The sequence below is a fragment of the Nocardia vinacea genome (genome assembly GCF_035920345.1).
GTDB classification, from domain to species: domain Bacteria; phylum Actinomycetota; class Actinomycetes; order Mycobacteriales; family Mycobacteriaceae; genus Nocardia; species Nocardia vinacea_A.
The window spans coordinates 5124430-5150698 of the sequence record NZ_CP109149.1 but is presented as its reverse complement, the minus strand read 5'-3'; the positions used below and the strand labels follow the sequence as shown (position 1 = coordinate 5150698).

At 64.3% G+C, this 26269-nt stretch carries 25 protein-coding genes; 7 read left to right on the top strand and 18 right to left on the bottom strand.

All coding sequences use genetic code 11. The features are described 5' to 3' along the window. Positions 1 to 9: 9 nt before the first annotated feature. From OIE68_RS23600 to OIE68_RS23590, 3 genes are read right to left on the bottom strand one after another with little or no spacing between them, the layout of a single operon-like run. Positions 10 to 1050, bottom strand: a complete 1041-nt coding sequence (locus tag OIE68_RS23600; RefSeq protein ID WP_327101768.1) for an NAD(P)-dependent alcohol dehydrogenase — start codon at positions 1048 to 1050, stop codon at positions 10 to 12. Further along, positions 1050 to 2189, bottom strand: a complete 1140-nt coding sequence (locus OIE68_RS23595; protein ID WP_327101511.1) for a serine hydrolase domain-containing protein — start codon at positions 2187 to 2189, stop codon at positions 1050 to 1052. The genes OIE68_RS23600 and OIE68_RS23595 overlap by 1 nt, the downstream gene beginning before the upstream one ends. 10 nt (positions 2190 to 2199) lie before the next feature. Beyond that, complete coding sequence (locus OIE68_RS23590) at positions 2200 to 3567, bottom strand: flavin-containing monooxygenase (protein ID WP_327101510.1); 1368 nt, start codon at positions 3565 to 3567, stop codon at positions 2200 to 2202. A gap of 154 nt (positions 3568 to 3721) precedes the next feature. Here OIE68_RS23590 and OIE68_RS23585 point away from each other — a divergent pair, with 154 nt between their 5' ends. Then, complete coding sequence (locus OIE68_RS23585) at positions 3722 to 4342, top strand: TetR/AcrR family transcriptional regulator (protein ID WP_327101509.1); 621 nt, start codon at positions 3722 to 3724, stop codon at positions 4340 to 4342. Here the strand turns inward: OIE68_RS23585 and OIE68_RS23580 are convergent. From OIE68_RS23580 to galK, 4 genes are all read right to left on the bottom strand, one after another. Next, the gene (locus OIE68_RS23580; RefSeq protein ID WP_327101508.1) at positions 4339 to 5568 is read right to left on the bottom strand and encodes an epoxide hydrolase; all 1230 of its coding nucleotides are present in this window, start codon (positions 5566 to 5568) and stop codon (positions 4339 to 4341) included. The genes OIE68_RS23585 and OIE68_RS23580 overlap by 4 nt on opposite strands. 77 nt (positions 5569 to 5645) lie before the next feature. Continuing rightward, positions 5646 to 5900, bottom strand: a complete 255-nt coding sequence (locus OIE68_RS23575; RefSeq protein WP_327101507.1) for a hypothetical protein — start codon at positions 5898 to 5900, stop codon at positions 5646 to 5648. A 12-nt stretch (positions 5901 to 5912) separates the two neighbouring features. Next, positions 5913 to 7619, bottom strand: coding sequence for a sodium:solute symporter family protein (locus OIE68_RS23570; protein ID WP_327101767.1), 1707 nt, complete (start codon positions 7617 to 7619; stop codon positions 5913 to 5915). Positions 7620 to 7758: 139 nt separating this feature from the next. Beyond that, positions 7759 to 8874 (bottom strand): galactokinase, encoded by a 1116-nt coding sequence (gene galK / locus OIE68_RS23565; RefSeq protein ID WP_327101506.1) that lies wholly within the window; start codon positions 8872 to 8874, stop codon positions 7759 to 7761. Positions 8875 to 9068: 194 nt separating this feature from the next. Here galK and OIE68_RS23560 point away from each other — a divergent pair, with 194 nt between their 5' ends. Genes OIE68_RS23560 through OIE68_RS23550 form a run of 3 tightly spaced genes read left to right on the top strand, consistent with a single transcriptional unit; the run spans position 9069 to position 11853 of the window. Then, the gene (locus OIE68_RS23560) at positions 9069 to 9659 is read left to right on the top strand and encodes a pyruvoyl-dependent arginine decarboxylase (protein WP_327101505.1); all 591 of its coding nucleotides are present in this window, start codon (positions 9069 to 9071) and stop codon (positions 9657 to 9659) included. A gap of 20 nt (positions 9660 to 9679) precedes the next feature. Then, positions 9680 to 10282 carry a hypothetical protein gene (locus OIE68_RS23555; RefSeq protein WP_327101504.1) on the top strand — a complete coding sequence of 201 codons (603 nt, stop codon included), beginning with the start codon at positions 9680 to 9682 and terminating at the stop codon, positions 10280 to 10282. Next, the gene (locus OIE68_RS23550) at positions 10282 to 11853 is read left to right on the top strand and encodes a GGDEF domain-containing protein (protein ID WP_327101503.1); all 1572 of its coding nucleotides are present in this window, start codon (positions 10282 to 10284) and stop codon (positions 11851 to 11853) included. The genes OIE68_RS23555 and OIE68_RS23550 overlap by 1 nt, the downstream gene beginning before the upstream one ends. Here the strand turns inward: OIE68_RS23550 and OIE68_RS23545 are convergent. From OIE68_RS23545 to OIE68_RS23535, 3 genes are all read right to left on the bottom strand, one after another. Then, positions 11850 to 12581, bottom strand: coding sequence for a DUF6319 family protein (locus OIE68_RS23545; protein ID WP_327101502.1), 732 nt, complete (start codon positions 12579 to 12581; stop codon positions 11850 to 11852). The two genes, OIE68_RS23550 and OIE68_RS23545, sit on opposite strands and share 4 nt — an antisense overlap. A 325-nt stretch (positions 12582 to 12906) precedes the next feature. Then, positions 12907 to 13380: an NUDIX domain-containing protein gene (locus OIE68_RS23540; RefSeq protein WP_327101501.1), complete on the bottom strand. Its 474-nt coding sequence runs from the start codon at positions 13378 to 13380 to the stop codon at positions 12907 to 12909. After that, positions 13364 to 13858, bottom strand: coding sequence for a hypothetical protein (locus tag OIE68_RS23535; RefSeq protein WP_327101500.1), 495 nt, complete (start codon positions 13856 to 13858; stop codon positions 13364 to 13366). The genes OIE68_RS23540 and OIE68_RS23535 overlap by 17 nt, the downstream gene beginning before the upstream one ends. A 443-nt stretch (positions 13859 to 14301) precedes the next feature. Between OIE68_RS23535 and OIE68_RS23530 the strand changes: the two genes are divergently transcribed. The 3 genes from OIE68_RS23530 to OIE68_RS23520 all read left to right on the top strand — a co-directional run bounded on the left by OIE68_RS23530 (position 14302) and on the right by OIE68_RS23520 (position 16163). Continuing rightward, a complete protein-coding gene (locus OIE68_RS23530) occupies positions 14302 to 14670 on the top strand; it encodes a hypothetical protein (RefSeq protein ID WP_327101499.1) in 369 nt (122 codons plus the stop codon). 72 nt (positions 14671 to 14742) lie between these two features. Further along, complete coding sequence (locus tag OIE68_RS23525; protein WP_327101498.1) at positions 14743 to 15126, top strand: hypothetical protein; 384 nt, start codon at positions 14743 to 14745, stop codon at positions 15124 to 15126. Positions 15127 to 15590: 464 nt separating this feature from the next. Beyond that, positions 15591 to 16163 carry an ADP-ribosyltransferase gene (locus tag OIE68_RS23520; RefSeq protein WP_327101497.1) on the top strand — a complete coding sequence of 191 codons (573 nt, stop codon included), beginning with the start codon at positions 15591 to 15593 and terminating at the stop codon, positions 16161 to 16163. Positions 16164 to 16624: 461 nt separating this feature from the next. Here the strand turns inward: OIE68_RS23520 and OIE68_RS23515 are convergent, their stop codons facing one another. The 8 genes from OIE68_RS23515 to OIE68_RS23480 all read right to left on the bottom strand — a co-directional run bounded on the left by OIE68_RS23515 (position 16625) and on the right by OIE68_RS23480 (position 26240). Then, positions 16625 to 17326, bottom strand: coding sequence for a hypothetical protein (locus OIE68_RS23515; RefSeq protein ID WP_327101496.1), 702 nt, complete (start codon positions 17324 to 17326; stop codon positions 16625 to 16627). 209 nt (positions 17327 to 17535) lie between these two features. Beyond that, positions 17536 to 18981 carry a PepSY domain-containing protein gene (locus tag OIE68_RS23510; RefSeq protein ID WP_327101495.1) on the bottom strand — a complete coding sequence of 482 codons (1446 nt, stop codon included), beginning with the start codon at positions 18979 to 18981 and terminating at the stop codon, positions 17536 to 17538. 318 nt (positions 18982 to 19299) lie between these two features. Continuing rightward, positions 19300 to 19863: a hypothetical protein gene (locus tag OIE68_RS23505; RefSeq protein WP_327101494.1), complete on the bottom strand. Its 564-nt coding sequence runs from the start codon at positions 19861 to 19863 to the stop codon at positions 19300 to 19302. A gap of 133 nt (positions 19864 to 19996) precedes the next feature. After that, positions 19997 to 21655, bottom strand: coding sequence for an acyl-CoA synthetase (locus OIE68_RS23500; protein WP_327101493.1), 1659 nt, complete (start codon positions 21653 to 21655; stop codon positions 19997 to 19999). Between the two features lie 140 nt (positions 21656 to 21795). After that, a complete protein-coding gene (locus tag OIE68_RS23495) occupies positions 21796 to 23421 on the bottom strand; it encodes an acyl-CoA synthetase (protein WP_327101492.1) in 1626 nt (541 codons plus the stop codon). Between the two features lie 180 nt (positions 23422 to 23601). Next, positions 23602 to 24111 (bottom strand): helix-turn-helix domain-containing protein, encoded by a 510-nt coding sequence (locus OIE68_RS23490; RefSeq protein ID WP_327101491.1) that lies wholly within the window; start codon positions 24109 to 24111, stop codon positions 23602 to 23604. Between the two features lie 100 nt (positions 24112 to 24211). Then, positions 24212 to 24838 carry a hypothetical protein gene (locus tag OIE68_RS23485; protein ID WP_327101490.1) on the bottom strand — a complete coding sequence of 209 codons (627 nt, stop codon included), beginning with the start codon at positions 24836 to 24838 and terminating at the stop codon, positions 24212 to 24214. A gap of 181 nt (positions 24839 to 25019) precedes the next feature. Next, positions 25020 to 26240 carry an acyl-CoA dehydrogenase family protein gene (locus OIE68_RS23480; protein WP_327101489.1) on the bottom strand — a complete coding sequence of 407 codons (1221 nt, stop codon included), beginning with the start codon at positions 26238 to 26240 and terminating at the stop codon, positions 25020 to 25022. Positions 26241 to 26269: the final 29 nt, after the last annotated feature.

The window sequence follows — 26269 nt, the reverse complement described above, 5'->3', positions numbered from 1 at the left end:
CTTATAGCTTCAGGGCACGAGTACGGCGCGGCCGGTGATGAGCCCGCGCTCCAGTCGGTCGAGGGCTGCGCGGCCGTCCGCCAGATCGAAGCGTTCGATTTCAACCGTGAGGCGGCCGGACTGGGCCAGGGCAACGGAGTTGATCAGGTCGGATTTGGTGCCGCCGTAGGACTTTCGGATCGAAGCGCCCCACGGCCAGCCGGGTCCGCCCGCCGGTCCAGCGGTGATTTCCGGTGCGCCGCCGCCGAGTCCGATCATCCGGTACGCGCCATTGGGGGCAACCGATTCCACCGCCAGCCTTGCGGTCGCATCGACACCTACGAAGTCGAAGACCGCGTCGGCCCCGCGGCCGTCGGTGCGTTCCAGGATTTCGTGCGCGGTATCGGCACCGGCGAGCAGGCCCTCGGCCGCACCGCAGCGGGCGGCCAGAGCGAGTTTGTCCTCGTTCACATCAACGGCGATCACCCGCGTGGCGCTGATCGCGGTGAGGACCTGTACCGCGACATGGCCGAGTCCGCCGATGCCGATGACCACCGCGACCGAACCGGGGTACAACTGCTCTCGTGCGCCGTCGATGGCGTGATAACTGGACAGGGCCGCATCGGCCAGCGGTGCCGCCTGCAAAAAATCCAGGTCCCCGATGGGTACGAAAGCGCTTGCGGGAATGCGGATGTACTCGGCCATGCCACCATCCGGGCCGAGTCCCGGACACGGCGGCATGGCGGTACGTCCGGCGGCGAGGCAGACATTCTCATTGCCGCTCACACATTCTCGGCAGACACCGCAGGACCAGCACAGGTAGACGATCCCGCGCTCACCGACCACCCGACCGTCGACATCACTGCCGATAGCCTCGATGGTGCCCGCGATCTCATGCCCTAGCGTCAGCGGATCCTCGCGCATCTTGAACGGAATATGCAGCACATGCAGATCGGAATGGCAGATACCCGCCGCACCGACGCGCAGCAGCAGATCCGTCGGCCCGATCGCGGGCACCGCGACCTTGCGGAGTTCGAGCACACCGGGTTCGGTGAGCTGCAGTGCCCGCATCATCCGCGCACCACCGAAAACACCGCGCGCAGATAGGCATTCGCACGATCGGAGCCGATGAGTCCCGGCGCCATCTTGTTCATGGTGTAGGCGAAGGTGACTCGATGATCGAGGTCGTTGACCACGATGGCGCCGCCGAATCCGGCCCACCAGCAGACCTTCCCCTCGGGTACCTCCGGCGCGGTCTGCGACTGGGGGAGTCCGTAACCGAGGCCGAAGCGCAGCGGCAGCAGCAGCGCCAGATCCGCACCGTCGGACTGCTGTTCGAAGATCAAATCGATTGTCTTCTCCGACAACAACCTTCGGCCACGCAGCTCGCCACCGCAGGCGACCAGCGACTGCACCGCCGCCACCGAGTGCGCATTGCCGTGCCCGTTCACCGCGCCGATCTCGGCCTTCCGCCATGCGGCACTATTGGCCTCCGGAATATCGAGCAGGGGACTGGTGAGCGTCTTGACCAGGATGCTGTCTTGATCGAGCGTGGCCATATCGAATTCCAGCAGCGGCGGCGGGACGAGTGGTGCGATGCGGTGATGATTTTCGGGTGCTGTGCCGATATGGAAGTCGGCATTGAGCGGTCCGGCGAGTTCTTCGGCGAAGAACTGGCCGAGGGTGCGGCCCGTAATTCGACGGATCACCTCGCCGACCAGATGCCCGTAGTTCAGTGCGTGATAGCCCGATGCGGTGCCCGGCTCCCACCACGGCGGCTGGGTAGCGAGCCGCGCGCTCGCCGCCTCGGCGTCGTAGATATCGGCCAGCTCGATCGGCCGCTCCCAACCCGAGACTCCGGAGGTGTGGCCGAGCAGGTGGCGAACCTCGATATCGCCCTTGCCATTCGCGGCGAATTCCGGCCAGTAGTGCGCGACCTTCTGCTGCACATCCAGCTCGCCGCGGTCCACCAGCAGCAGCGCCGACAGCGCGGTCATGGTCTTGCTGATGGAGAAGACGTTGACCAGGGTGTCCTCGGTCCACGGCACGGTCCGCTCGAGATCGCGGTGCCCACCCCAGATATCGACGACCGGTTCGCCGTCGACGGTCACGCAGATCGCTGCCCCGAGTTCCGCACCCGAGGCGATCTGGTCAGCCAATTCTTTTCGCACACCGGCGAATTCGTCCGTACAGAATCCTGATGTCGTCATCGCGCCGACCTCACGCGTTCTCGAGTGCCCTGGCGGGCACCGGCAGGGCATTGCCAACGGCGGCGGCTCGCTTTGCGCCCCTTGCCATTTCCCGGTTCATGTCGCGCACATAGGGCTCGAACTCGACCTGAATCGTATGCCGGGGCGAGTTGTAATACCGTCCGCTGCGGCGCTGTTCGGCCCCCTCGATCTCGGCATTCATCTCCGCCTCCGCCGGCGGCAGGTACTTACCAGTCAGATAGGCCGCGACCAACTTGCTCTGTTGTTCGGCGAAATTCACCAGCGTCGGCAGCGGTTGGGCCAGACCGAGGTAGAACAGATTGTCCACACCCGGCTTCATCATCTGCTTGAACAGCGGGATGCGGTTCTGCTCGTCCGGCACCAGCTTCGGATCCGAGAAGAACGGGAAGCTGATGTGATAGCCGGTGGCGCAGACGATGACGTCCACCTCCTCGGTGCTGCCGTCGGCAAAGCGCACCTGCGGCCCCTCCAGCGCGGTAATGGCCGGTTTGAAGGCGATATCGCCGCAGCCCGCGCGATGCAGGAACTCTTCACTCGCCGACGGATGTGCCTCGAACGGTTTGTGATCCGGCTTCGGTAGTCCGTAGAACTCCATATCGCCGCGGAACTTGCGCACGAAGCGCTGCTTGAGCTTCAGGCTGACCTTGCGCGGAATCCACGGCGGCACACTCTGTTTGTCGCCGACCTTGCCGTTCACATACTTCGGCAGCACCCAGACCCCGCGGCGCGCGGAAACGGTGAGCTTCTCGGCGACGAAGCGCTGCGACAGTTCCGAGGCGATATCCAGACCGGAATTGCCCATGCCGACCACCACGACCTTCTTGCCGCGCATATCCACCGGATCGAACGGATCGTTGTAGGCGTGACTGTGGATCAGCACGCCGTCGAATTCGCCCGGATAGTCCGGAACGCGCGGATCCCAGTGGTGGCCATTGCAGACGATCAGGACGTCGTAGGCCCGGGTGCGGCCATCGCTCGCGGTGACCAGCCAGCTGCCGTCGTCCTGCCGCTCGGCCGCGGTGACCTTGGTATTGAACAGGATCTTGTCGCGGAAGCCGAAATGGTCGACGTAATCCTTGAAGTACTGGAACAGCTGCGAATGGTGCGGGAAGTCCGGCCATTCCGCGGGCGCCGGATAGTCCTCGAAGGCGAGCCGGAACTTGCTGGTATCGATATGCAGCGACTGGTAGCAGGCAGACATCCCATTGGGATTCTTGAAATACCAATTGCCGCCGACCTCATCGCTCGCCTCGAAGACCTCGAAGGGAATATCGAAGTCCTGCAGGCGTTTTGCGGCGGTGATTCCGGAGGGGCCCGCGCCGATGACGCATACCCTGGGCAGATTGCTGTGAGTCAATTCCGTAGTCCTCGTCCGAAGGATTGCCGTCACGTGGGCGGCACCGGATCCGGTGCGGCGAACCATCCCGCGCCGCCTGCGGCATGTGGAGTGACGTAGGCAACAAATTAGCACTCACTAGACGTGGTGTCTAGTGAATGACATGATGTCTACCATGCCGACCAAGTCGAACCCGCCCGGACTGAGCCTGCGCGACGAACAGAAGCTGCAGACCCGCGCCAGACTGATGGACGGCGCCAAGGCGCTGTTCACCGAACGGGGCTATGCGGCGGTCCGGGTCGACGACATCGCCGCCGCCGTCGGCTGCAGCCGCGCCACCTTCTACCTGCACTTCAGCAGCAAACTCGAGATCCTGCGCGCCATTGCCGAACAGAGCACCGCGCCGACCGCACTGCACTTCTACGAGGATTTGGACCGGGTACTCGACACCGGCTCACGCCCGGAATTCGTGGACTGGGTGACCCGCGCCATCGCCTGGTTCCACGAATACAAGGACTTGCTGCCCGCCTGGGACGAGGCAACCGCACTGGAACCGGAATTCCGCGAAATCGCCCGCCGCGGCATCCTGGCCCTGCCCAATGCCATGACCTCCTACCTCGCCCGCTGGCCCGAAGACCGTCGCGACGAGGCGCGCCTACGCGTCGAACTCCTTGTCGCCCAACTGGAACGCTTCTTCACCCGCTGGGCCATGCAGGGCACCATCGATGTCTCGGCCGACCAGGCTGCCGACGTCCTCACCGACATCTGGTTCCCGGCTTTACAAGCCCCCGCCTAGCGGCGGCCGCGGAAGGTGCGGCGGAGGTCCCGAGTCCAGAGATCCGGGATTTCCCAGGGGATGAAGTGGCCGCCTTGGTCGTGGGCGGTGAGGTTGACGTGGTTGTACCAGGGGCCGCGGTCGCCGGCGCGGAAGTGCTCGACGCGGGCGGCGGTGGTGACGCCGGGCGGATTCTCGTAGCCGACGAAAGTGATACCGGTGGGGGCCTCGATGACGGGGTCGCGGTCATGGGACGGGGTCCAGGGGTACCGGTTGTTATTGGCGTAGGTGCGGATCGAGGTGCCGATGGAATTGGTGACCCAGAAGATCATGGCGTGGGTGAGCAGATCGTCCTTGGTGAAGACGGTTTCGATATCGCCGCCGTCGTCGCTCCATGCCATCCAGCGCTGGAGTATCCAGGCGAGCATGCCCGCGGGTGAATCGGAGAGGCCGAAGGCCAAGGTGCTCGGTTCGAGGACGTGCGCCGCGAGGTGGACGCCGAAACGGCGCTCCAGCTCGATGATTCGGTCGTAGACATCCTTGGGCAGGCCGTCTGGAATGGGACGCCCGCCGGTTATGTCCCAGGCTCGGTCACCCTCGAACAGCGTCAGCTTCTGCCCCGAACCGATGTGGATGGCGTACAGCTCATCGGCGTATTTGTGGCCGAGCTGACCGGTGACCAACGCGCCGACATCGCACCCTGCTGCGGCATATTTCGGGTAGCCGAGGATTTCGGTCATGAGGGTGTGCCAGAGGTCGGCGACCTTCCAGAAGTTCATATCCGGATGCTTCGACAGCGGACTGGAGAAGCCGAAACCGGGGAAAGACGGCACAATCACATCGAAAGCGTCGGCGGGATCGCCACCGTACGCACCGGGATCGGCGAGCGGGTCGATGACCTTGGACCAGTGCCAGAACGTCCACGGCCAGCCGTGAGTGAGGATCAGCGGTATCGGATTCGGGCCGACACCGGGTTTGCGCAGGAAATGCACCGGAACGCCATCGACGTCGACGAGGTAGTTGTCATAGGCGTTGATCGCGGCTTCGGCCCTGCGCCAGTCGTATTCGTGCTGCCAGTATTCGACGAGTTCTTGCAAGTAGCCGCGGTCTACGCCGTAGTGGCGGTCGTCATTGCCCACATCCTCGGGCCAGCGCGTCAGCGCGAGCCGCTGCCGCAGATCGGCGAGCACCGCATCGGGTACGTGAATCGGTGCAGGCTGGAGCGGGAACGGGTCGGCGTGGCTCAAAGATCTCCCTACAATCGCTTCGCGAATCTCGGATGCCCCGACCGTAACACTGGCGAAATCGCCAGGCCCGCGACCGGTCAGGGCTCGGTGGGCGACTCCTCATCGGGTACCTGGGTGTCCACCTTGGTCGGCACCGCGACCGGCCGCAACAACACCCAGACCAGGAAGGCAAGCGCCACCGCTCCCATCCCGAGGCCGGCCCAGAGATTCACATTCACTCCGCCGGTCTTGGCTTCCTCGGCCCCGGTGTCATGAACCAGTCCGGTGACAACCAAAACGACGGCATAACTGCCCAGCAGCGCGCCGACAATGGTGCGGATATCGAAAAGCATCGACTGGCCTCCTTATCCGACAATGATATTCAGTGCGATGACCAGCACCAGCGCAATCCCCGCGAGCAGCAGCGGCCGCTGATACCAGGGCAGACTCGCCTCGTCGGGATCGTGCCGCAGTTCCTTCGGCGTCTCCGAATACACCAGCCCGACCAGTTCGGCATCCGGCTTCGACCGCGTCACCTGGGTAACCGCCACGCTGACCACGATATCCACGACGAACGCCGCGCCAGCCGCGACGAAACTCGAACCCTGACCGGACAATTCGAAGACATCGGTCTTGTGCAGGATGAAAACCACAATGGCCGAGGCGGTTCCGCAGACCAGCCCCATCCAGCCCGCCGTCGGCGTCATCCGCTTCCAGAACATACCGAGAATGAAGGTCGCGAAAAGCGGTGCGTTGAAGAAGCTGAACAGCGTCTGCAGATAGTCCATCATATTGCTGAAATTGCCTGCGATGAACGCGGTTCCGATCGCGGCGACGGTCGCGCCGACCGTGGCGAGCCGACCGACGCTCAGGTAATACCCGTCCGGCCGATCCCGCCGCACATACTGCTGCCACAGGTCATAGCTGAACACCGTATTGAACGCGGAGATATTGGCTGCCATACCCGCCATGAATGCCGCGAGCAATCCGGCGAGCCCGACGCCGAGCAGCCCGTTCGGCAGCACATCCTTCATCAGATACAGCAGCGCCTGGTTATAGGTGACATCACCGGTGTAGTTCGGATCGGCCGTCACCGCCGCCTTGTACTCGCTCATCTGTGGTACCAGCACGGCGCTGATCATGCCGGGAATCACCACGATCAACGGAATGAACATCTTCGGATACGCGCCGATGATCGGGGTGCGTCGCGCGGCCGAAATGGAATGCGTCGCCAGTGCGCGCTGCACCTCGACGAAGTTGGTGGTCCAGTAGCCGAACGAGAGCACGAATCCGAGGCCGAAGACGATGCCGACCACCGAAAGGAAGTTATCGGAAAAACCGCTGAGTGCATTGCCCGGCCAGGATTCCATCTGCGCGCCACCGCCGGGGGATGCGATCACCTTGTCCCGCAGCCCATCCCAGCCACCGGCCTTGTGCAGACCGACCAGCGTCAGCGGCAACAGCGCGGCGACGATCACGAAGAACTGCAACACCTCGTTGTAGATCGCCGCCGACAATCCGCCGAGGGTGATGTAGGAGAGCACGATCGCGGCGGCGACGATCACCGATACCCACAGCGGCCAGCCGAGCAGCACATTCAGAATCGAACCGAGCAGATACAGATTCACCCCGGCAATGAGCACCTGCGCGATCGCGAAGCTCAACGCGTTCACCAGATGTGCGCCGGTGCCGAAGCGCCGCCGCATGAATTCCGGCACACTGCGCACCTTGGAGCCGTAGTAGAACGGCATCATCACCACGCCGAGGAACAGCATGGCCGGCACCGCGCCGATCCAGAAGTAGTGGAAGGTGGGGAAGCCGTATTCGGCGCCATTGGCCGACATGCCCATGATCTCGACCGCGCCCAGATTGGCGGAGATGAAGGCGAGACCGGTCACCCAGGCGGGCAGCGATCGTCCGGACAGGAAGAAGTCGATACTCGACGAGACCCGCTGCCTGGCCAGCAGTCCGATGCCGATTACGAAGACGAAATACAGCGCTACCAGCGCATAGTCGACGGGCTGCGCGTCCAGGCGCAGTGTCGTCTCGGCTTGTACCGAGACGGCATCCAGCGCCGATGTGAAAACGGTCGAATCGGCAAGCGGCACAGCGTCGTCCCTCCAGGCGATGAAACCGGGCGTCTCGCGTTCTACTGTGCGTGATTGTGCCGTACGCGCGCGGTACATTCACGCACAAAAGTTGGACGATTGCTCAAACGATGCGGTGCGCACCCGCACCGGGTACGACCACGAAGGTGCGTGGTGCTTCGAAACCCGATCGCGCGAACCGATCTCGCACCGCGTCCGCGACCGATGCGGTGTTGTCTCGATCGACCAGCGCGATCACACTGCCGCCGAACCCGCCGCCGACCATGCGCGCGCCGTGTGCCCCGGCGTCGAGCGCGGCGGATACCGCGGCATCCAGTGCTGGTGTCGAAACCTCGAAATCATCGCGCAGCGACTCGTGCGCCGTGGTCAGGATCGGCCCTATCTCGCGTGGATCCGCACCGCCCCGCAACTTTTCGGCAATCGTGAGCACTCGTGCATTCTCGGTCACCACATGTCGTGCCCGTCGCCGCAGCACCGCATCGCCGATGCGGTCCACAGCAGCCGCCGATTGGATATCGCGCAGCGCGGGTACGTCGAGTGCCGCGGCGGCCGCCTCGCATTGGGCGCGCCGTCGCGCGTAACCACCGTCGATCAGCGCGTGCGGCTGTCCGGTGTCGATCACCAACAACTCCAGTCCGAACCGATCGAGATCGAACGGAATCTGTTCGTGCGCGACACCGTCGTGCGTGACCAATCGCCGCACATCCAGGAACAACGCATGCCCCGCCGTGCACAGAATCGATGCGGATTGATCGAGCAGTCCGGTCGGGACCCCGGCGTAGTCGTTCTCGGCCGCGCGGGCCAGGTCGATCAACTCCCGATCGGTGACGGTGGGCGCGAACATATCTCGCAGCGCGACCGCCACCGCGCACGACAGCGCCGCCGAGGAGGACAATCCGGCGCCGATCGGCACCGCACCGTCCAACTCCAGATCGATGCCGTCATGCGCATATCCGCGCCGGGCGAATTCGGACACAACGCCCAGCGGATACCGCGACCATCCGGGCACCCGATCCCGTTCGGCGGCAAGCTCGCTCACCGCGACCAGCACCGTCTCACCCGGCCGCTGTCGCGAGACCACCCGGACCCGGCGGTCGGTTCGCGCTTCCGCCCGGCACTCGACTACCAGCGGCAATGCGATGGGCAGCACGAAACCGTCGTTGTAATCGGTGTGTTCACCGATGATGTTGACCCGCCCCGGCGCCACCCACTTCGGCACGAATTCCTCACTTCGTCGCGTTGCCAGTGCCCACGCATGTCATCCCAGCGACCCTGGGCATCACACCCTACGAGACACGCCGCCGGAGCATGTCTTTCACCCCGCGTGGATGCGTGATCGATCGTCTTGACGCACAGTCGGTTTTGACGCAATACCGGCCTAAATAATCCGGCCGATGGTTACGGGAGGGCATTATGATTCAGACAACCCCATGCGGCGGCCTACTCGGGCTGCAGTGGATCGATCGACTACTCCCGCCAATGGGCAGGCCGGACCGCGGCGATCAGCGTGACTCCGGAGCTCCACTGACGATCGAGATCGGCGCGGCGACAGGGGTTGGCCCGACGGCTATGTCGGCCTTCGATGCGGCACTGCGTGACCTGGGAGTAGGTGATGCCAACTTGATCCGCCTGTCATCGGTCATTCCACCGCGCGCCGTTCTGGTCCGAAACGGTCGCGTCCGCAAGCCGATTCCCTGGGGTGATCGGCTCTACTGTGTCTACGCCGCGCAGCATGCGAATGCGGCGGGCGAGCGCGCGGGGGCGGGCATCGGCTGGGTGCTGCGCGACGATGGTTCCGGTGCCGGGCTTTTCGTCGAGCACGAGGCGGAGACGGCGGCGCAGGTCGCGACGCTGATTCGCGCGAGTTTGACCGATATGACCCGCAACCGGCCGGAACGTTTCGGCCCGATTCAACTCTGCACCACCGAGGCCCGCTCCGATGGCACGCCGACCTGCGCGCTGGTGCTCGCGGCGTACCACACGACATCGTGGGGTCGACAATGACAGCATCGCGCAGCGATTTCATGAGGGTTGGTGGTCGGGCGACGGGTGGGCTGCCCGAATTGGAGGTCACTATCGAATCGACCATTCCGGACGACCGGATCGACATGTTCCACCGGCTGTACGAGGAGGCCTTCGGCCCCTTGCGCACCAAGGCCATTGCCAGGCAGGTGCTGCATCGATCCGAATTTCGCGAGGAGATGATCGACCCGCGGGTTGCCAAACATGTCGCGCGCACCGCGACCGGCGAACCCATCGGCGTGACGACTTTGACCAAACATCTCGAGACCGTCCCGTGGATCAGTCCGGAGTATTTCGCCGCCCGTTATCCCGAACATGCGGCGCGCGATGCGATCTATTACGCGGGTTTCACCCTTGTTGCGCCAAGTGCCCGACAAGGGGCGGCGTTTCATGCCATGATCAAATCAGTTGTCCAGGTATTGGTGGCCGAGCGCGCGGCGGTCGGTTGGGACATCTGCTCGTATAACAACACTCGGTTTTCGTTCGCTGACAGCATTCGAGCGGTGCTCGATGAGCAGGAGGCGAACGTCGAAGTCGCGGTGGAGGATTCGCAGACCTACTACGCGGCGCGGTTCACTGGGGATGGAGCGACCAAGGGGGGCTGATGACCGTCCGCGAAGAGCAGCCGACCATCGTTCGGCACCGCCTCGAAATGCGGTGGTGCACAGTACTTCTCGCGCTGACAGCAGTCGGTCTCGCGGTGCTGCTCTGCATCGACGTCCGGCCGTTGTCGCTGCTTACCATGGCTGCCGTGGTGCTCGGCGCGCTCACCATGATCTGTATCGGCCTGCGGCGATATCGTCCCGAGCGGCCGGTGCCCTGGTATCTGCTTTCGGCCTCGGCCGTGCTGTTCGCGGTGGGCACGGCCATCCGCGAGGTCGACGGCCACGCGCTGCATCCGGTCGACGACCTGTTCACTCTCGCAGGCTATTTCGGCACCGGCGTGGCCGCGGCGCTGTGGTTGCGCCCGCGCCAGGCCCGGCCCAACTACGATCTGCTGCTCGACTCGGCGCTGATCGGACTCGGCGCATTGCTGGCCTCGTGGACCTTTCTGATCTCACCGATCCTGCAGTCGCACGACACCACCGCGAACACTGTGGTGGCCGCAACCTATCCGGTGCTCGACGCCCTGCTGCTGACCCTGGTCGCGCATTCGATGGCGACCGCGACCCGTTCGGAGACCTCGCTGCGTCTGTTGCACCTCGGGTTGATCGCCGTGCTGATCGGCGATTTCGGGTACAGCCTCGACGCCGTCGGTCGCGCACCCGTCGTGCATGAGTTGCTGCTGGTGCCGCTGCTGGTGGCCTATCCGATCGTCGGTGTCGCCGCGCTGCATCCGACCATGGCGAGTCTCGGTGCGCCCCGGCACATCCACCCGCACCACTCGCGGCAGCGGGCCAGCTTCATCGCCGTCGCGTTGATCGTGGCCTCGCTGATTCCGGTGGTCGGCTCCAGTCTGGACACCCTCGACCGGGTGGTGGTCTCGTCACTGTGCGCGCTGCTGCTCATCGGTGTATTGGTGCGCAGCGAGCGCGCGATTGTCCGCAGTGCGCGCAGTGAACGGCGTGCGCAGTATCAGGCCGATCACGACATGCTCACCGGCCTGCTGAACCGGTCCGCGCTGCTGCGCGCGCTGAATCGCAACGAGGAGCACTGGATCGAGCAGCCGCTGTGTCTGCTGTTCATCGATCTCGACGGCTTCAAGATGGTCAATGACAGCTACGGCCACGCGGTCGGCGACGAGTTGATCGCGAACGCGGCATCCCGGATCCGGCACATCATTCGGCGCGACGATGTGGTGGCCCGCTACGGCGGCGATGAATTCGTGGTGCTCGCACCGCTGGATCGACAGGAGGCGGCCATGCTCGCGGAGCGACTACTCGGCGCCTTCGTTCGGCCGTTCGAGCTGAGCGCGGGCGAAATTCCGATCACCGCGAGTGTCGGCCTGGCCTGCGGCAGCCCACGTAGCTCCGACGACACCATCTACGACCTCATCCGGGATGCGGATTCGGCGATGTACCACGCGAAGGAGTACTCGCTCGGCTACGCCTTCCACGACGATCTGCGCCACGGTGCGGAACCGCGACACAACACCGCCGACTCGGGACGCCGGATCTGGCGCCCGAGCGGCCGCTCCCACAACGCCAACGGTAAATCCGCCAGCACCGCGGTCTAGTCCGAGAGTTCGTCGAGCAGTCGCCGCGCTTCCTCTAACTCCGCCTGTAACTGCTGCACCTTGGACTCCTGGACCACCCGGGCCGCCTCCAGGATTCCGGCAACCACCTCGGCCACCTCCGGATGCAGCACCTTGGCCGCCTGCGCCACCGCGGAGCTGGTCACCGGCAGACCGCGCACGGACTTCTTCTTGCCGCTGGCCACATCGACCGACCATTCGCCATCCGCGGTACCGGTGAGCGTCACGGTGACCTCCGGCGCCTTCGCCTTGCTCCGCGCGGCGGTCGCCTTCGCCGCGGGCTTCGCGGCGCCTGCGGGTGTCGCGGATTTGGCCGGTTCGGCCGCGGAGGCAACGGGTTTCGGGGCTGGGGCGGGCGGGGTTGGGCTCGGGGCCGGCCGGGGGGCCGGTGTCGCGGTGCTCGTCAAGGTCGACGGCTGGGTCACAGTGGATTCCTTCCTGGTTGTCGACTTCGGCTGGGCAGAGCTTGTGGTTGCCGCTTTATCCCGCGGCGGTTTGGTCAACGTGACTTCGGTCGGAGAAAAGGACAGTACATCCTTCGATCCGGTCGGCTTGACCCGCAGGAAGTCGCTCTCGGATCGATCACCGATCTCGACCACCTTGCCGGACCGTCCCTCCGGCACGCCCACCGCGGCCGCGGTGAACCACACCATCGGCGGGCGGCCGCCGGCGATGTCCGTGGCGATCTGCTGAATCTCAGTGTCCGACAACGGCTGTGGTTTTGTTCGTGGGGACGGCATGGTGGCACTCCGAGCGGTATTCGTGGATGGCTGCGTGCACAGATGATGCCGCACGCCACCGACAGATTCACAGCCACCACCGAATCCGCCCAGGATCAGCCAAGATTCCGAATCCCAGCGAACATGTAGCTACGGCATCCCGTCCGACCGGCAGATCTGCGCATTTCGGAGGCATCCCGCTCGCCGGTTCCGCACTCATAGGTGACTTGCTCGGAAGCGAGTAGCGCCAGTTGAAGGCGCGTCCGCACAGCCAGGTGGCTGAACCTCGCGGTAGCCGTTGGGCATTTTTAAGGACCTATCCCAGATATGGCTGGCCGCGTTGCTCCATGTGGTGTTGTAGCCGGAGCCGGACGGTATCGTGCACCGGCACATCCGCAAGCTCGTCCGGGTGGAGAAAGCGAACCTCTGTGGATTCATCACTGATCGCGATACGGCCGCCGACAACGCGGCCGTAGAACGTGATGTTGAACTCTTGGCGCACCTCGCCATCGGCATACGCGATGATGTGCTCAGGATCGGTATAGATACCGAGCAGTCCCGTGATCTCGATATCCAAGCCGGACTCTTCCTTGGTCTCACGAATCACGCACTGCTCCAGCGTTTCCCCAATCTCCATGACGCCACCGGGCAATGACCAATTGCCGGAGTCACTCCGGCGCTGCATGAGAATCGCACCATCGTCATCGACAACCAGCGCCGAGCCGCCTGGGACCAGACTGTTGGCCTTCGGCGCGTTCGGGTCTCGGTAATAATCACGCCGTCTGCTCATTTGGGACTCCTAGCGAGTAATAGGCAACAGTGTCCCAAATCTGTTCGACCTGATCAGCGAACGACGAGAATATGCCGTATGGGGAAAGTTGTCTCAGGTAGAGCGCTGGGTGTTGATATCCTCGGGCGCGTACAAGATATGGGGTGACAATCATTCGATCGTCGAATCGGAATACCGAGTTGTACAGATGCGTCGTGTGCAATCCGATCTGACAACCCGGCGTGGCTGTCAGTTGGCCGAGCATGCTCAGTGCATTGCGGATGCGACCGGGCAGTGTTCCGTGCATCTGTTCCAGGTTGTCTCGCTCTGCGACGTGATCGCAATCAGGGTCCGCGAACCCCAGCCGGACTCGAACACCGCTTCGGCACTTGCCGGCAATGATGTCGGCAGCGTTGGGTAGCAGTTCGAGGACGAACGGATAGGCGTACCCGATGATGTCGATTCGTTCGGTAGCTCCGAGTAGCAACGATGTCCACAAGTCGTTCGGGATATCGGCTCGGTGGGCATACGCGCTGAGCACTTCGGCCGTCGCGGGTGCCCCTGCAGTCAGGTCCGGTCGTGTCTGCGGCCACAGCGTGGTCTCTGATTCGTTCAGTACCTCAGCTACCACGAGTCTTGTTCGCCGGTGAGGTATTCGTCCGGCGAGCCACCGATTGACTGTCTTCACGTCCACTCCGACCCGTTGGGCAAGCATTGCCGAGTCGAGTTCGGCTCGCAGCATCGCCGATTCGAGGCGTTGGCTCATATCAGAACCATACGGGACAGACATGGGACGTTTCGGTGAGTTGGAAGTGTCCGCGCAAACGTCCTCTGCGCAGTTCAGGTGTCCGCGTGGTGGCCATAGCGTCGTAACCGGCCGCCCGGAGTTGGTGAGGACTCCCAACTTCGGGCTGGCCTGCCAATCGCTGCGAAGGGGATGAAATGCGAAGGTGGTCAAGGCTGTACGGATTGGCGGGTCGTGACGTGGAGCAAGCGGACACCACTGATGCGCGACCCAATTACCTGCTTACGGTGGCCGAATCTCAGCGGATTATGCAGCAGCACAAGGATTGTCGTGCTGTCATGTGCCCGCACAAGGCGACCGCGCTACGCTGTCTGGTCCAGGCGGGCAAACTCGCGCCCGCAGCGATGAGTCCCCGCGAACGCGCCGCCGCCCGTGGCTTGGCGTTCCCACTGGCCGAACACGATCTCCCAGTGCGTGTCGGCCCGGATCTTCGGACTTTGCTGGATGTTCTAGACGGTCTACTCGATCCCGCCATCGATGACGGAGGGCACGATGGCACTGACTAAGCGCCAGACGAAAGTTGATGCCGCGCGGGCGATTCTGGTGCACTCGCTGTTGTGGGCGTCGAGGTGCCGCGAGTGCCGGTCACTGGTTTCGACGAACGGGAACGCGCGATGAGGCAGACACCCACCGCGATCGGCTACCTGCGCAAGGACATATCCGGGGTCTCGCAGGAATGGGATGAGATTCAGATCCGTAGCAGAGCAAAGCGACTCGGCTATGACTTGGCCAAGACTGTCACGTTCGGTGCCGCGACCACCGACCCGGAGGGGCGGCTGGTGAACGTGGTTCAGGCTCTCGATATCGATGCGGTGATCGCGCCGAGCCTGGCACACTTCGGTGGTTTGGTGCCACAACGGCTAGTGCAGCAGTGCGAACTGAACACTGTGAACCCCGCCGAGACATATGCCCCTCATGCTGCGTTCCGGTTCGTCGATCTAGACCGCACATGGCCTCGTTAAGAGGGCAATTGGAACCCAAGGATTTGGGCGACAACGCAATTCGGTCGTGGAGCTGGGTGACGGCGATCTGCCGAGGGCCGGATCACGCCGGAGCGCGGCAGGACCGTGGCCGGCGGTGGGATCGACGTCGTCCTCGAAGAACGCGACCGACAGTCCATGCCGGTTTCCGGGTCTATGAGGTGGTAGGCGTTCAGCACCCCAGGAACGGCCTTCGCCGCATCGATGACCCACTGCCGATCGTCGTCGGGCGTCGGCTCCCACACCGTAACTCGAGCAAACAATGCGAACCAGACCTTGCATCGGTGGAACGACAGTGTGCCAATGATCCCAGCGTGAATCCGGCCACGCAGCGGAAGAGACAGATTTCGACCAGCCCTGGGCGCTTGCACCATTGCGTGTATCGAGTCCACCTCTGCCCCAGCGGATTTGAACCACGACACTCGTCATTACGGAACAATGCAGGCGTGACAGATGCCGACAGCAGGTTCGCCGTGGTACCTCTCGCCGAGGTCGTTCTCGCTGGGCAGGGCGTCGATCGACTGAGCAGTACGGAGCGCGATGTAATCGAAGCGTATGCGCTTGGCGGATATGAAAGGATCAATCAGGCCATGCGCGGACAGATCCCGATGACGGTCGAACTCGAGCGTCGGATCGAAACGATCCGGTGTGGCCTGCAGAAGTACCCGTTGCCGGAAGCCGTGCGAGTCACTCGGGAGACTGATGCAGCAGTCTACGGACTTGTCGACGAGGAGTCGGCACGGGCGCTTATCGACGTAGAGTTTCGCGAGGATGGTTTTCTCTCAACCAGTGGTGTGGAGATTCCGCCGCACTCGACGAGGCATGCGGATCCGGTCATTCTCGACCTGGTCGTACCGGCGGGAACTCCAGTCCTCAGGCTCGGTGAACTCGCTGAGATCGCGGAGGAACGCGAGGTACTTATCATTGACGCGCGGAGCTACTTCGTTGTTGACGTTGCCTTCGATAGCGTGCGTAGTATGTGGCGTATATACGCCGTTGTGATGGAGGGCGAGCTGTGAGTGCACTTACGCGGGATGTGTTGCACCCGGTCAGGGTGAAGTTGTCGCCGAAGCAGGTCCAGGCCCGCCGCCGTCAGGCTGAGGAGATTCTCAACGCGAAGCGGGGGCAACGTGACACCAAGGGTGCCACTAGCAAACGGGACTGAAGCTCTTCTGGGTATCGACGCTACTTGCTAGCCCCTCGCCAGCCCATCCAAGCGCGAATATTCAAGGGGCGCAACGACATCCCGGCCCACAGCACTGACCGTCACAGACCGAACGGCGTACCGGTTCCTCACCAACCACGCTACCTGACTAGCTGGTGAGGCCATTATTCGGTCACGCGATCAGGGCTGTTTCATCCGTCCGTGGCAGCCGGTGGGGTCCGCCCCCCAGGCTGCCGCGCGGGGGACGGACCGCCTGGTGCGGACTGTCGAAACCGCAATGGAGCCGACAGTCCGCGCTGATCGGGCGAGCGTTGCCTACTTCCCCTGGAAAGGCGAATTCACCGTGGTGAGGTACTGGATCGAGGCACCGATCGCGACCGGTGCGGTCACCAGGATCTGGCCGGCGAGCACACCGAGTGCACCGACCGCGACGATGCCGCCTAGGCAGCCGATGGCGGCGGCGGGGATGAACGGACCGAATAGGCCGACGATGGTGGCCGAGGCGACGGTTGCACCGGCGATACCACCGAGTACACAGCCGATTGCGCCGCCGCCGATACCGCCGACCAGGGTGCCGATGGTGGCGCCCATGCCGATGGTGCTGGTCATGCGTGACCAGGCGGCCTGTTCGCGATCGTATTCGGTCTTCCAGGGCGCCTTGTCCTCGTACGGCAGTGCGACCGGCTTGTAGGTCGCGCGCACGATATCGAGCTGCGGCGTGAGAGTTGCTGTGTTACCGGCGATTTCGGCCGCGACCGGGAATTCGAATTCGTCGACCCGGAAGGTGAGCGGCGTGCCAGCGACGGTTGTTCCGTTGGCGGCCTTGATCTTCAGCGCGCCGTCCTCGACGATCAGCGAACCGGAGTCGGTGGTGATGATCGACTGGGTGTCGGTGGCCTGGGCGGTGAAGTTGATCGGGTCGGCGGCCTCGATCGGTTCGGCGGAGCTCGCACCGGCGGCAATCCCCACAGCGGTGGTCATGAACGCGGCGGCCAGGGCGAACTTATTGATCTTCATGAGATTGGTGAATCCTGTCTGTTCGAGGCATGGCGATACAACGGCCGTACCTCTGACGTTCGGTAGGTCGAATTGGTAACTGCCGGAGCCCCTCACGCCCCGGCAGTTTCAATTGGTGCGTCCCGCGCGCTTCGTCCGCGCCGCGCATGACATCGCGGCGTGATGATGTGCGCGGCACGTGAATCGGTGTGCGGGAACATCCCGCGGCACTAGGCGGTGGCGCGCTTGCCCATGACCAGGCCGACGATGATGTCGACGGCTAGGAAGGCCACCAGGCTCAGCCCGACCAGCGGCACGAACCAGCCGACAACCAGTGCGGCCGCCACGATGGGCACCGCGAGCCACGGCGAGGTCTGGCGCAATGCACCGCGACGTGGGGGGCGTCCGATGGCGAACCGCGAAGCACCGCGGGTCGGCCGCCGCTTCCACCACATCAGGTAGCCGAGCACCAGCACGACGATCAGCCCGATCATCACCGCGAGCAGCAGCAACTGGTTGAGCAGCCCGAACATCAGGCCCATGTGGAATTGGATGCCCCAGTTGGTGAGCTTGGCCATGATCGGCCAGTCGGCGTAGGCGAGTTCGTCGGTGACCGTGCCGGTCGCGCCGTCGACGGCGACCGCATCGACGGTATAGGTGCCGGGCATGCGCCGTTCCTTCACCGCGAATGCGCCGCCGGGCTCGGCCGGAATGGCGATCTCGGAACCCTGGGTGATGCCATTGGCGCGGGCCGCCGCATAAACCCCATCGAGCTGCGCGATCCGGGTCGGTACATCGACCGGCGCGGGCGTATGGCCGCCGCCGTGGTGCTCGCCTCCGGCATGTTCCTGCGTGGCCGCACCCGGCAGTGCGGTGCTCACGGCAGGCGTGGTCCAGCTGAGCTGCTCGCGCAGTTCGGTGATGTTCTCACCCGCATAGGTCGACCAGGTCATCCCGGTCGCCGACAGCAGCAGGATCACCGGCATGATCCAAACGCCAACGGCCCCATGCCAATTCATCGAACTGCCGCGACCCTTCTGGGAACCGTCCGGTGCCAGCAGCCAGGCGGCGGAGTTGCGGTTGCGGCGTCCGCGTACCCGACGGATCCACAGCACCAGACCGGCCAGCGCCACGACCCACAGCCAGGAGGCGGCGAGTTCGCTGTAGATGCGTCCCGGTTCGCCCAGGTGCAGATCCCGGTGCAGCCTATCGATCCAAGTGCGCATCGGAAGCGCACCCGAACTGCCGTAGACCACATCGCTGCCGACCGGCTGTGCGGTATACGGATTCACGAACACCGCACGCCGTTCGGACTCGCCGAGCGACGGGTCGTCGAACAGCACGCGAGTGGTGTCGTCGGCCTCGGGGGCCGGCGCCACCGCGACCAGCTTCAGATTCGGCTGGGTGGCGACGGCCGCGGTGACCTGTTCGGACAGCGGCCGCATCTCGCCGTTCGCCTCGACCTTCAACAGGTCGTGCGAGGTAATCGATTCCAGGGTCGGGGAGATGGCGTAGAGCGCTCCGGTGACCGCGGCGATCAGGATGAACGGTGCGACGAAGATGCCCGCATAGAAATGCAACCGCATCGCGAGTGGATAGAGGCCGTTGCGCGACCGTATTTCCTTTGCCGGAGCCGACGATTCGGCATCCGGCGGACTGGTGTCCGTAATGCTCATGGCTATTCGTTTCTGGAGTTCGGAAGAACCCGGAAGATCGTCGGCCGTTCGTAATCGGCGAATGGTCGTCGGAATCCGTTGGACGCACGGCAAAGCGGCAAACGCCGAAATTCATGACGGACAGCGGATCCCGGCATTGGCCGGGTGAACAGAGTTCCGCACGACAACTGGGCGAGTCCGGAATCGGCAGCAATGCTGACCGGCGAACCAGCAATCCAAGGATAGATTTCATATGGTCGTGTGAAATCTCGCCCTCGCAAAGGTGTTGCGCGGTAACGACGACGCACAAGCAGGGGCCCGTGCACCGGGTAAGGAATATCAGTGACCGAACGCCAACGGCGGACCGCGCGTGCGCAGCGATTCCACGGCGAATATGCGCAGCACAACGCGATCGCGATGCGTCAGGCGCAGCGACACCGGCCCGGGGATCGCGGGCGGGTGATACCGCATCGGCAGCCCCCGCGAGAGCATCGCGCAACCGATCCGATACGCGGCCTCCGCACCTCGGATCACCACCGCCGCGAGCACGGCCGCGACGACGTGCGCGGCCACCATACCGGGCGTGAGCTGTGCATCGACGTGATGCATATGCCCCGAATTCCAGCCCATGGTGACGTGCCCGAGCAGCTGACCTGCGACGAGCACCGAGATCAGCCCGATCGAGGTATCGCGCAGCGGTGCGAGCCCGGCGACCAGTGCACCGACAACCGCGGAAGCGGCGGCGAGGAGCGCGAGCGTGGTACTGCTCGGCGGTATCCCATCGGAGGCCCAACCGTGTGCCGCAACGGATATGGCACCGGAGATCGAACCGGCACATGCGCCGCGCATCCGCGCGACGGCGCTGCGATGCCCCGCAGCGGCCGGGCCGAACTCGATACTCACGCGCTGATGATAACCGACGAATTACCCGCCGATTCCCACCCGAGTGGCAGCCGGGATGTATCGAGTTTCCAGCTGGAAGAAAAGCAAAAGCCGCACACCTGGTGAATTCGCAGGTGTGCGGCTCGGCCTTGAATCAGTCCGCGTCGATTTCCATCTCGATCAACGGCTTGCGCAGCAACTTACCGGTCGCATTGCGCGGAAGCTCATCGAGGAAGATCACTTCGCGCGGCACCTTGTACCGCGCCAGATTCGCCTTCACGTAGTCCTTGATCTCCTGCGCATCGCGCTTGGACTCCGGACCGGGAACGACGAAGGCGCGCAACCGCTTTCCGAATTCGCGATCGTCCACGCCGACCACCGCGGCCTCGAAGATATCGTCGCGGCCTGCGATCAGGTTCTCCACCTCGAGCGGGAAGACGTTCTCGCCGCCGGAGACGATCATGTCGTCGTCGCGGCCGTCGATGTAGAGCAGGCCGTCGGCATCGAAATGCCCGACGTCACCGCTGGACATCATGCCGTCCACGATCTCCTTGGTGCGGCCGTCGGTGTAGCCGGTGAAGGCGAAACCGTTGTCCACGAAGATGGTGCCGGTGACATTCGGCTCGGTGATCGGCTTGCGGTTCTCGTCCAGCAGCACGATCCGGATGCCGACCGGCGCCTTGCCCGCGGTGGTCGGGGCCTTGCGCAGATCCTCCGGGGTCGCGACAGTCATGACCGCGCATTCCGTGGAGCCGTACAGGTTGTAGAGGCTGTCGCCGAAGTAGTCGAGGGTGCGGGTGACTACATCGGGTGCGATGGCCGAACCCGCCGCGAAGATCACCTTGATGGTGCGCGGGTCGTACTTGGCCAGCACCTCGTCGCCGAGATCGAGGATGCGCTGCAGCATGGTCGGCACTACGACCAGCGAATCCGCTTGGTACTGCTGGATATTCGCGAGCGTCTTCTCCGGATCGAACCGGCGCTGCTGGAAGATCACCCGGTTGCCGAGGGCAAGGCCCAGGGTGAACTGGGAAAGTCCGGTGCCGTGGAAGATCGGCGCGGCCATGATCATGGTCCCGTTATTGGGCAGCGGCACCCGGTCGACGAACTGGGCCGAGGCGAACGGGCTGACCCGGTCGCGCGGCGCACCCTTCGGTGTGCCGGTGGTGCCGCTGGTCAGGATGACCATGCCGCCGGGCTTGGCGGGCGCGGGCAGCGGCGCGGTGGAGCGGGCCTTGACCAGCGATTCGATGGTCGGGACCGATGGATCGACATTGTCCTTCTCGTCCACCCAGGTAAGCACCCGGGGGATCTCGGCCGGGATCGCGCTCATCAGGTCGAAAAATTCGCTGTCGTGCAGTACGGCCTTGACGTTCTCGCGCGCGGCCACATCGGCGAACTGCGGTTTCGCGAAGCCGGTATTCATCAGCACCGTGCGCACGCCGAGTTTGCCGGTCGCGAGCAGGCTCAGCACCATGCCGCGATGGTCGCGCGCCAGCAGCGCGACGACGTCACCAGGCTTGATTCCCTGTGCTTCCAGCCCGCGAGCCAGGGCGCTGGACTTCTCGTTGAGTTCGCCGAAGCTCACCTCGCCGCGCTCGTCGACGATGGCCGCCGCATCCGGTCTGGTCTGCGCCGCGTGCATGACGACACCGGCGAATGGGCCGAATTTGAGCACATTGAACGCGGACCGTGCCGCGTGATCGGGTCGGAGCGGATTGAACAAGCGCCGCTTGACCATGACATTCACGCCCTGGGCGAGATCGCCCGCTTTCCGGACGGAGTCGTTCAGCGCAGGCAGGGATAGGGACATTCGTCAACGCCTTCCGCGGTCCACCCACCAGGACCGGGGGTGGTGTGGACCGCAACTTCGAGATCCAGTGCTGCCGCTAACAATAGCAAGCATCTGTGACTCGCTGTGTCACGTATCTCAGTTATCCCTACGGCCCAGGTCTAAGCGTTGACTTCGTACTCCACGAGCACTCGGCGCAGCAGCTTGCCGGTGGGGTTGCGGGGCAGATCGTCGAGGAAGATCACCTCGCGCGGCACCTTGTAGCGGGCCAGATTCTCCTTGACGTAGGCCTTGATCTCCTCGCCGTCGGGGGAGCGACCGGCCTCGGGGACCACGAAGGCGCGCAGGCGCTTGCCGAATTCCACGTCGTCGACGCCGACGACGGCCGCATCGAACACATCCGGCCGCTCCAGCAGCAGGTTCTCGACTTCCTGCGGGAAGACGTTCTCGCCGCCGGAGACGATCATGTCGTCATCGCGGCCGTCCACCATCAGCAGGCCGTGCTCGTCGAAGTGGCCGACATCGCCGCTGGACATATAGCCGTCGATGATCTGCTTATGCCTGCCGTCGGTGTAGCCCTCGAACGGCGCACCGCTGCGGATGAAGATGCGCGCGGTGGTATTGATCGCATTGACCTGCTTGTCGTTGTCGTCGTAGAGCCGGACCTCGCAGGTGATCGGCGCCCGGCCGACGGTGCCGGGTGCGATGGCCAGATCGTCCGGGTTCGCGACGGTGGCGACGGCGCATTCGGTCGAGCCGTACAGGTTGTACAGGACGGGACCGAAGATCTGCGTGGCCTTGGCGCACAACTCCGGCGACAGCGCCGAACCCGCGAGCAGAATGCATTTCAGCGAGGTGGTGTCGTATTTGGCGCGGATCTCCGGAGCCAGTTCGGTCATCCGGTGCAGCATGGTCGGCACCGCGACCAGCATTTCGGCCTTGTGGTCGGCCACCATCTTCAATGTGGCCTCGGCGTCGAAACGGCGGCGCACCACCACTTTATTGCTCATCGCGGAGGCCACCAGGTAGGTGCCGAGGCCGGTGCTGTGGAAGATCGGCGACACGATGACCTGAGTTCCCCTGACCGGGAACGGGATTCGGTCCACCATCTGCGCGGTGGCCAGCGGGGTCACCTTGCTGCGCGGTGCCCCCTTCGGCAGGCCGGTGGTGCCGCTGGTGAGGATGACGAACCCACCCGGCTTGGACGGTGCGGGCAGGTCCGCGGTCGAGTTGGCGGCGATGAGATCGTCTAAAGTCTGTGCGCCCTCGGGCAATTCGGTGCCCTCGTCGACCCAGGTGAGGTAGCGCGGCAGATTCGGCGGCAGCGCGTCGAGCAGGCCGAGGAACTCGCTGTCGTGCAGGACGGCCTTGACCTTCTCGCGGGCGCAGACCTCGGCGAACTGCGGTTTGGCGAAGCCGGTATTCATCAGCGCGACCCGCACGCCGAGCTTGCCCGCTGCGGCCATGGCAAGGATGAGACCGCGATGGTCGCGGGCGAGCACACCGACCACGGACCCCTCGGTCAGATTCGCCTGTCGCAGCCCGCGAGCGATCGCGGTCGACTGCTCGTCGAGTTGCCGGTAGATCAGTTCGCCGCGCTCGTCAACCAGCCCTGGGGCATTGGGCACGATGCGGGCCGAATGCCGGATCAAGGTCGCCTGCGGCCCGTAGACCTTCGATTCCTTCACCGTCCGCAAGGTTTCCAGCGGCTTCTTCGGATCGCTGACCCCGCGCGCCCGCAGCACCTCGAATGCCTTCACAACCTCCAGCGCATGCGCCAACTTCATCGTCGACCACCTCTACAGCAACTCGCGTCGGCACTCGCCCAAGCGATCTGAACCACCGTTCTGTCTCACCAACCGTAGCAGCGCTATGACCCACATCACACCCGAAGCCGGGCGGGCTGGGTAGAAACCGAGGCGGCGAAACGTGAGAGGCTCCCGCCACCAGTTCCCACCGGGTCTCGATCATCTGCGTGCGGTAGCCAGCGCGACGAGTAGCGCGACGACCCGATTCGGGGGGACTTCGAAGTGGCCGTGGCCCACGGTGTGGAGCCAGCCGGTCGCTGCTAGTTGACGGAGGTGGTGGTAGATCTCGCCGGAGGTGCCCACCTCACCGAGGTCTGTGAGTTCGGCGGCGGTTCTGCTGCCCCGAAGTATCTCCCGAAGAATGCGCAGGCGGACCGGACTACCAAGGGCGGCGAGGCATTCGGCGGCATCGTCCCAGTCGTAGCCGACGATGTCATCGGTGCTGAACTGGACTTGCCAGTCGAACTCTTCCGTGCTGGGTAGTGAGCCCGAACCGGCGAACATCACCCCGCCATTGCGCTGGTCCGCATTCGCGAACTCCTCATGAAGCCGCCGCAGCGCCCATCCGCCCTGCGGGGCGGATCCACTCGCTTGCCCGCTGCCATCCTTGATGAGGTCCATGGCCGCGAGTCGGCGTTCGAGCTTCGCTAGTCGGTCCTCCACGCTCACGAGCGCAAATTTACGGAGTTACGCAATTGCTGGCAATGGTTAGCTGATGTGATGCAGAAGCCCGGCACGGAAATCCGTGCCGGGCTCGCGTGCCGGATGGTCAGTTGTAGATCGATCCGAAGGACGGGACCGAGATGGTTGCGAGTTTGTACTGGAAACCGTCCGGGTTGGCGTCGCTGACCGGGACGGGCCAGCGGTGCAACAGGGTGCCGTAGACCGCGCCGACGATGAGGCCGCCACCGGTGTCGACCGGACGGGTGCGGATCGTGGTGTCGACCGTGGCGTCGTTGTGCTCGGAGAGCACCTCGGTGCCGCTGCGGCCGTTGGACAGATTGATCCAGAGGATCTGCAGCTTGGCCCCGGCCTGATCCGGTGCAATCGTGCCCGGTCCGCCGAAGAATCCGAATCGCAACCCGTCGTAACCGAGGGCGACGCCGGACCCGTAGACACCCGGCCCGTCACCGCGTCCGATATCGGATTGCGCCGGGATCTGGAACGGCTGTGCGGGCACTGCCACCTGGGTGGCGACCTGCCCGGATGCCAGCAGCCGGTCCACTGCCTGTTCGGCGGCGGGATTGCCGATGGCGGCCTTCCGCAATTGCTGCGTGGCCGTATTCCAGTCGATCGTCGCCGGCTCGGCCGCGGCATGACCCGCGAAGACGGCGACGAATGCGGTGGTTGCCGCGATTGCGGCGGTGAAGCGATGTATCAAACCCAGCCTTTGCATAACCAGTCTCCTGTTGGGGTTCTTGGTACTGCTCGATGGAATTCGTCCGCTGAATATCAGCTCGCCAAGATACCGTGCGCTACTTCACCGGTTACGGCGGGTGCCTCGAACCCGCTCTGAATAGAAAAACCGGTGCGTGTCACTCGCACCGGTTTCCCTTGTAGCACTTGCTAGTTCGGCATCACTTCAGCTCGGCGCTGGTCTTGCCGAGGATGCGGCGCGCCACGATGAGCTGCTGGATCTGCTGGGTGCCTTCGAAGATATCGAGGATCTTCGAGTCACGGCTCCACTTTTCGAGCAGCGTGCGCTGGGAGTACCCGATGGTGCCCGCGAGTTCGACGGCCTTGAGGGTGACGTCGGTGCCTGTGCGGCCAGCCTTGGCCTTGGACATCGAGGCTTCCAAGGAGTTCGGCTTCTTGTTGTCCGCCATCCACGCCGCGCGCAGCGACAGCAGGTAGGCGGCCTCGTAATCGGCCTCCATCCGCAGGAATTCGGCGGCGGCCGCAGTCTGGTTATTGGCCGGGATGTCGTAGGACGGCTCGATGCCCGCATCCTTCAGGATGGCGCGCAACTCCTCCAGCGCCGCCCGCGCGACACCGACCGCCATTGCGGCCACGAGGGGACGGGTGTTGTCGAAGGTCTGCATGACCCCGGCAAAACCCTTCTCCACGTTGACTTCCGGGCTGCCGAGAATGTTGTCCTTCGGAATCCGGCAGTCCTGCAACAGCAGTACCGCGGTATCGGAGGCCTTGATGCCGAGCTTGTGCTCGAGCCGGGCCACCGAAAGACCGGGAGCGTCGCGCGGCACGACGAACGACTTGATCGCCGCTCGGCCCAGGCTGCGATCCACCGAAGCCCACACCACGATGTGGGTGGAGCGCTGACCCGCGGTCACGAAGATCTTCTCGCCGTTGAGCACCCACTCGTCGCCGTCGAGTACGGCGGTGGTGGTGACAGCGGCCGAATCGGAGCCGAAGGACGGTTCGGTGATGGCCATCGAGGCCCACACCTTGCCGAACCGCTTCAGCTGTTCATCGGTGGCGACGGCCGCGATGGCCGCATTGCCCAGCCCCTGGTAGGGAATCGACAGCATCAGGCCGACATCGCCCCACGAGGTCTCCAGCGCGTTCAGCAGCGCGGACATATTGCCGCCGTTGGTGTTTCCGAGCAGCTCGGTGGCGTGCTCGTCCCCGTCGGAACGGCCACCGGCCGCGCCGCCGATCTTCTGGGTGCCGGAGTCGGCGAGGCCCTCGACCATGGCGGCCATAGTGTCCAGCTCGACGGGGTAGTCGTGTTCACCGAGGTCGTACTTGCGCGAGATCGGCCGGAAGATTTCCTGGGCGACCTGATGGGCCTGGTTGGCGCTGGCCCGCAGCTTCTTGGGGAGTTCGAGATTGATCATGGTGATGTCTCCTGGAAGTAAGGAACCGG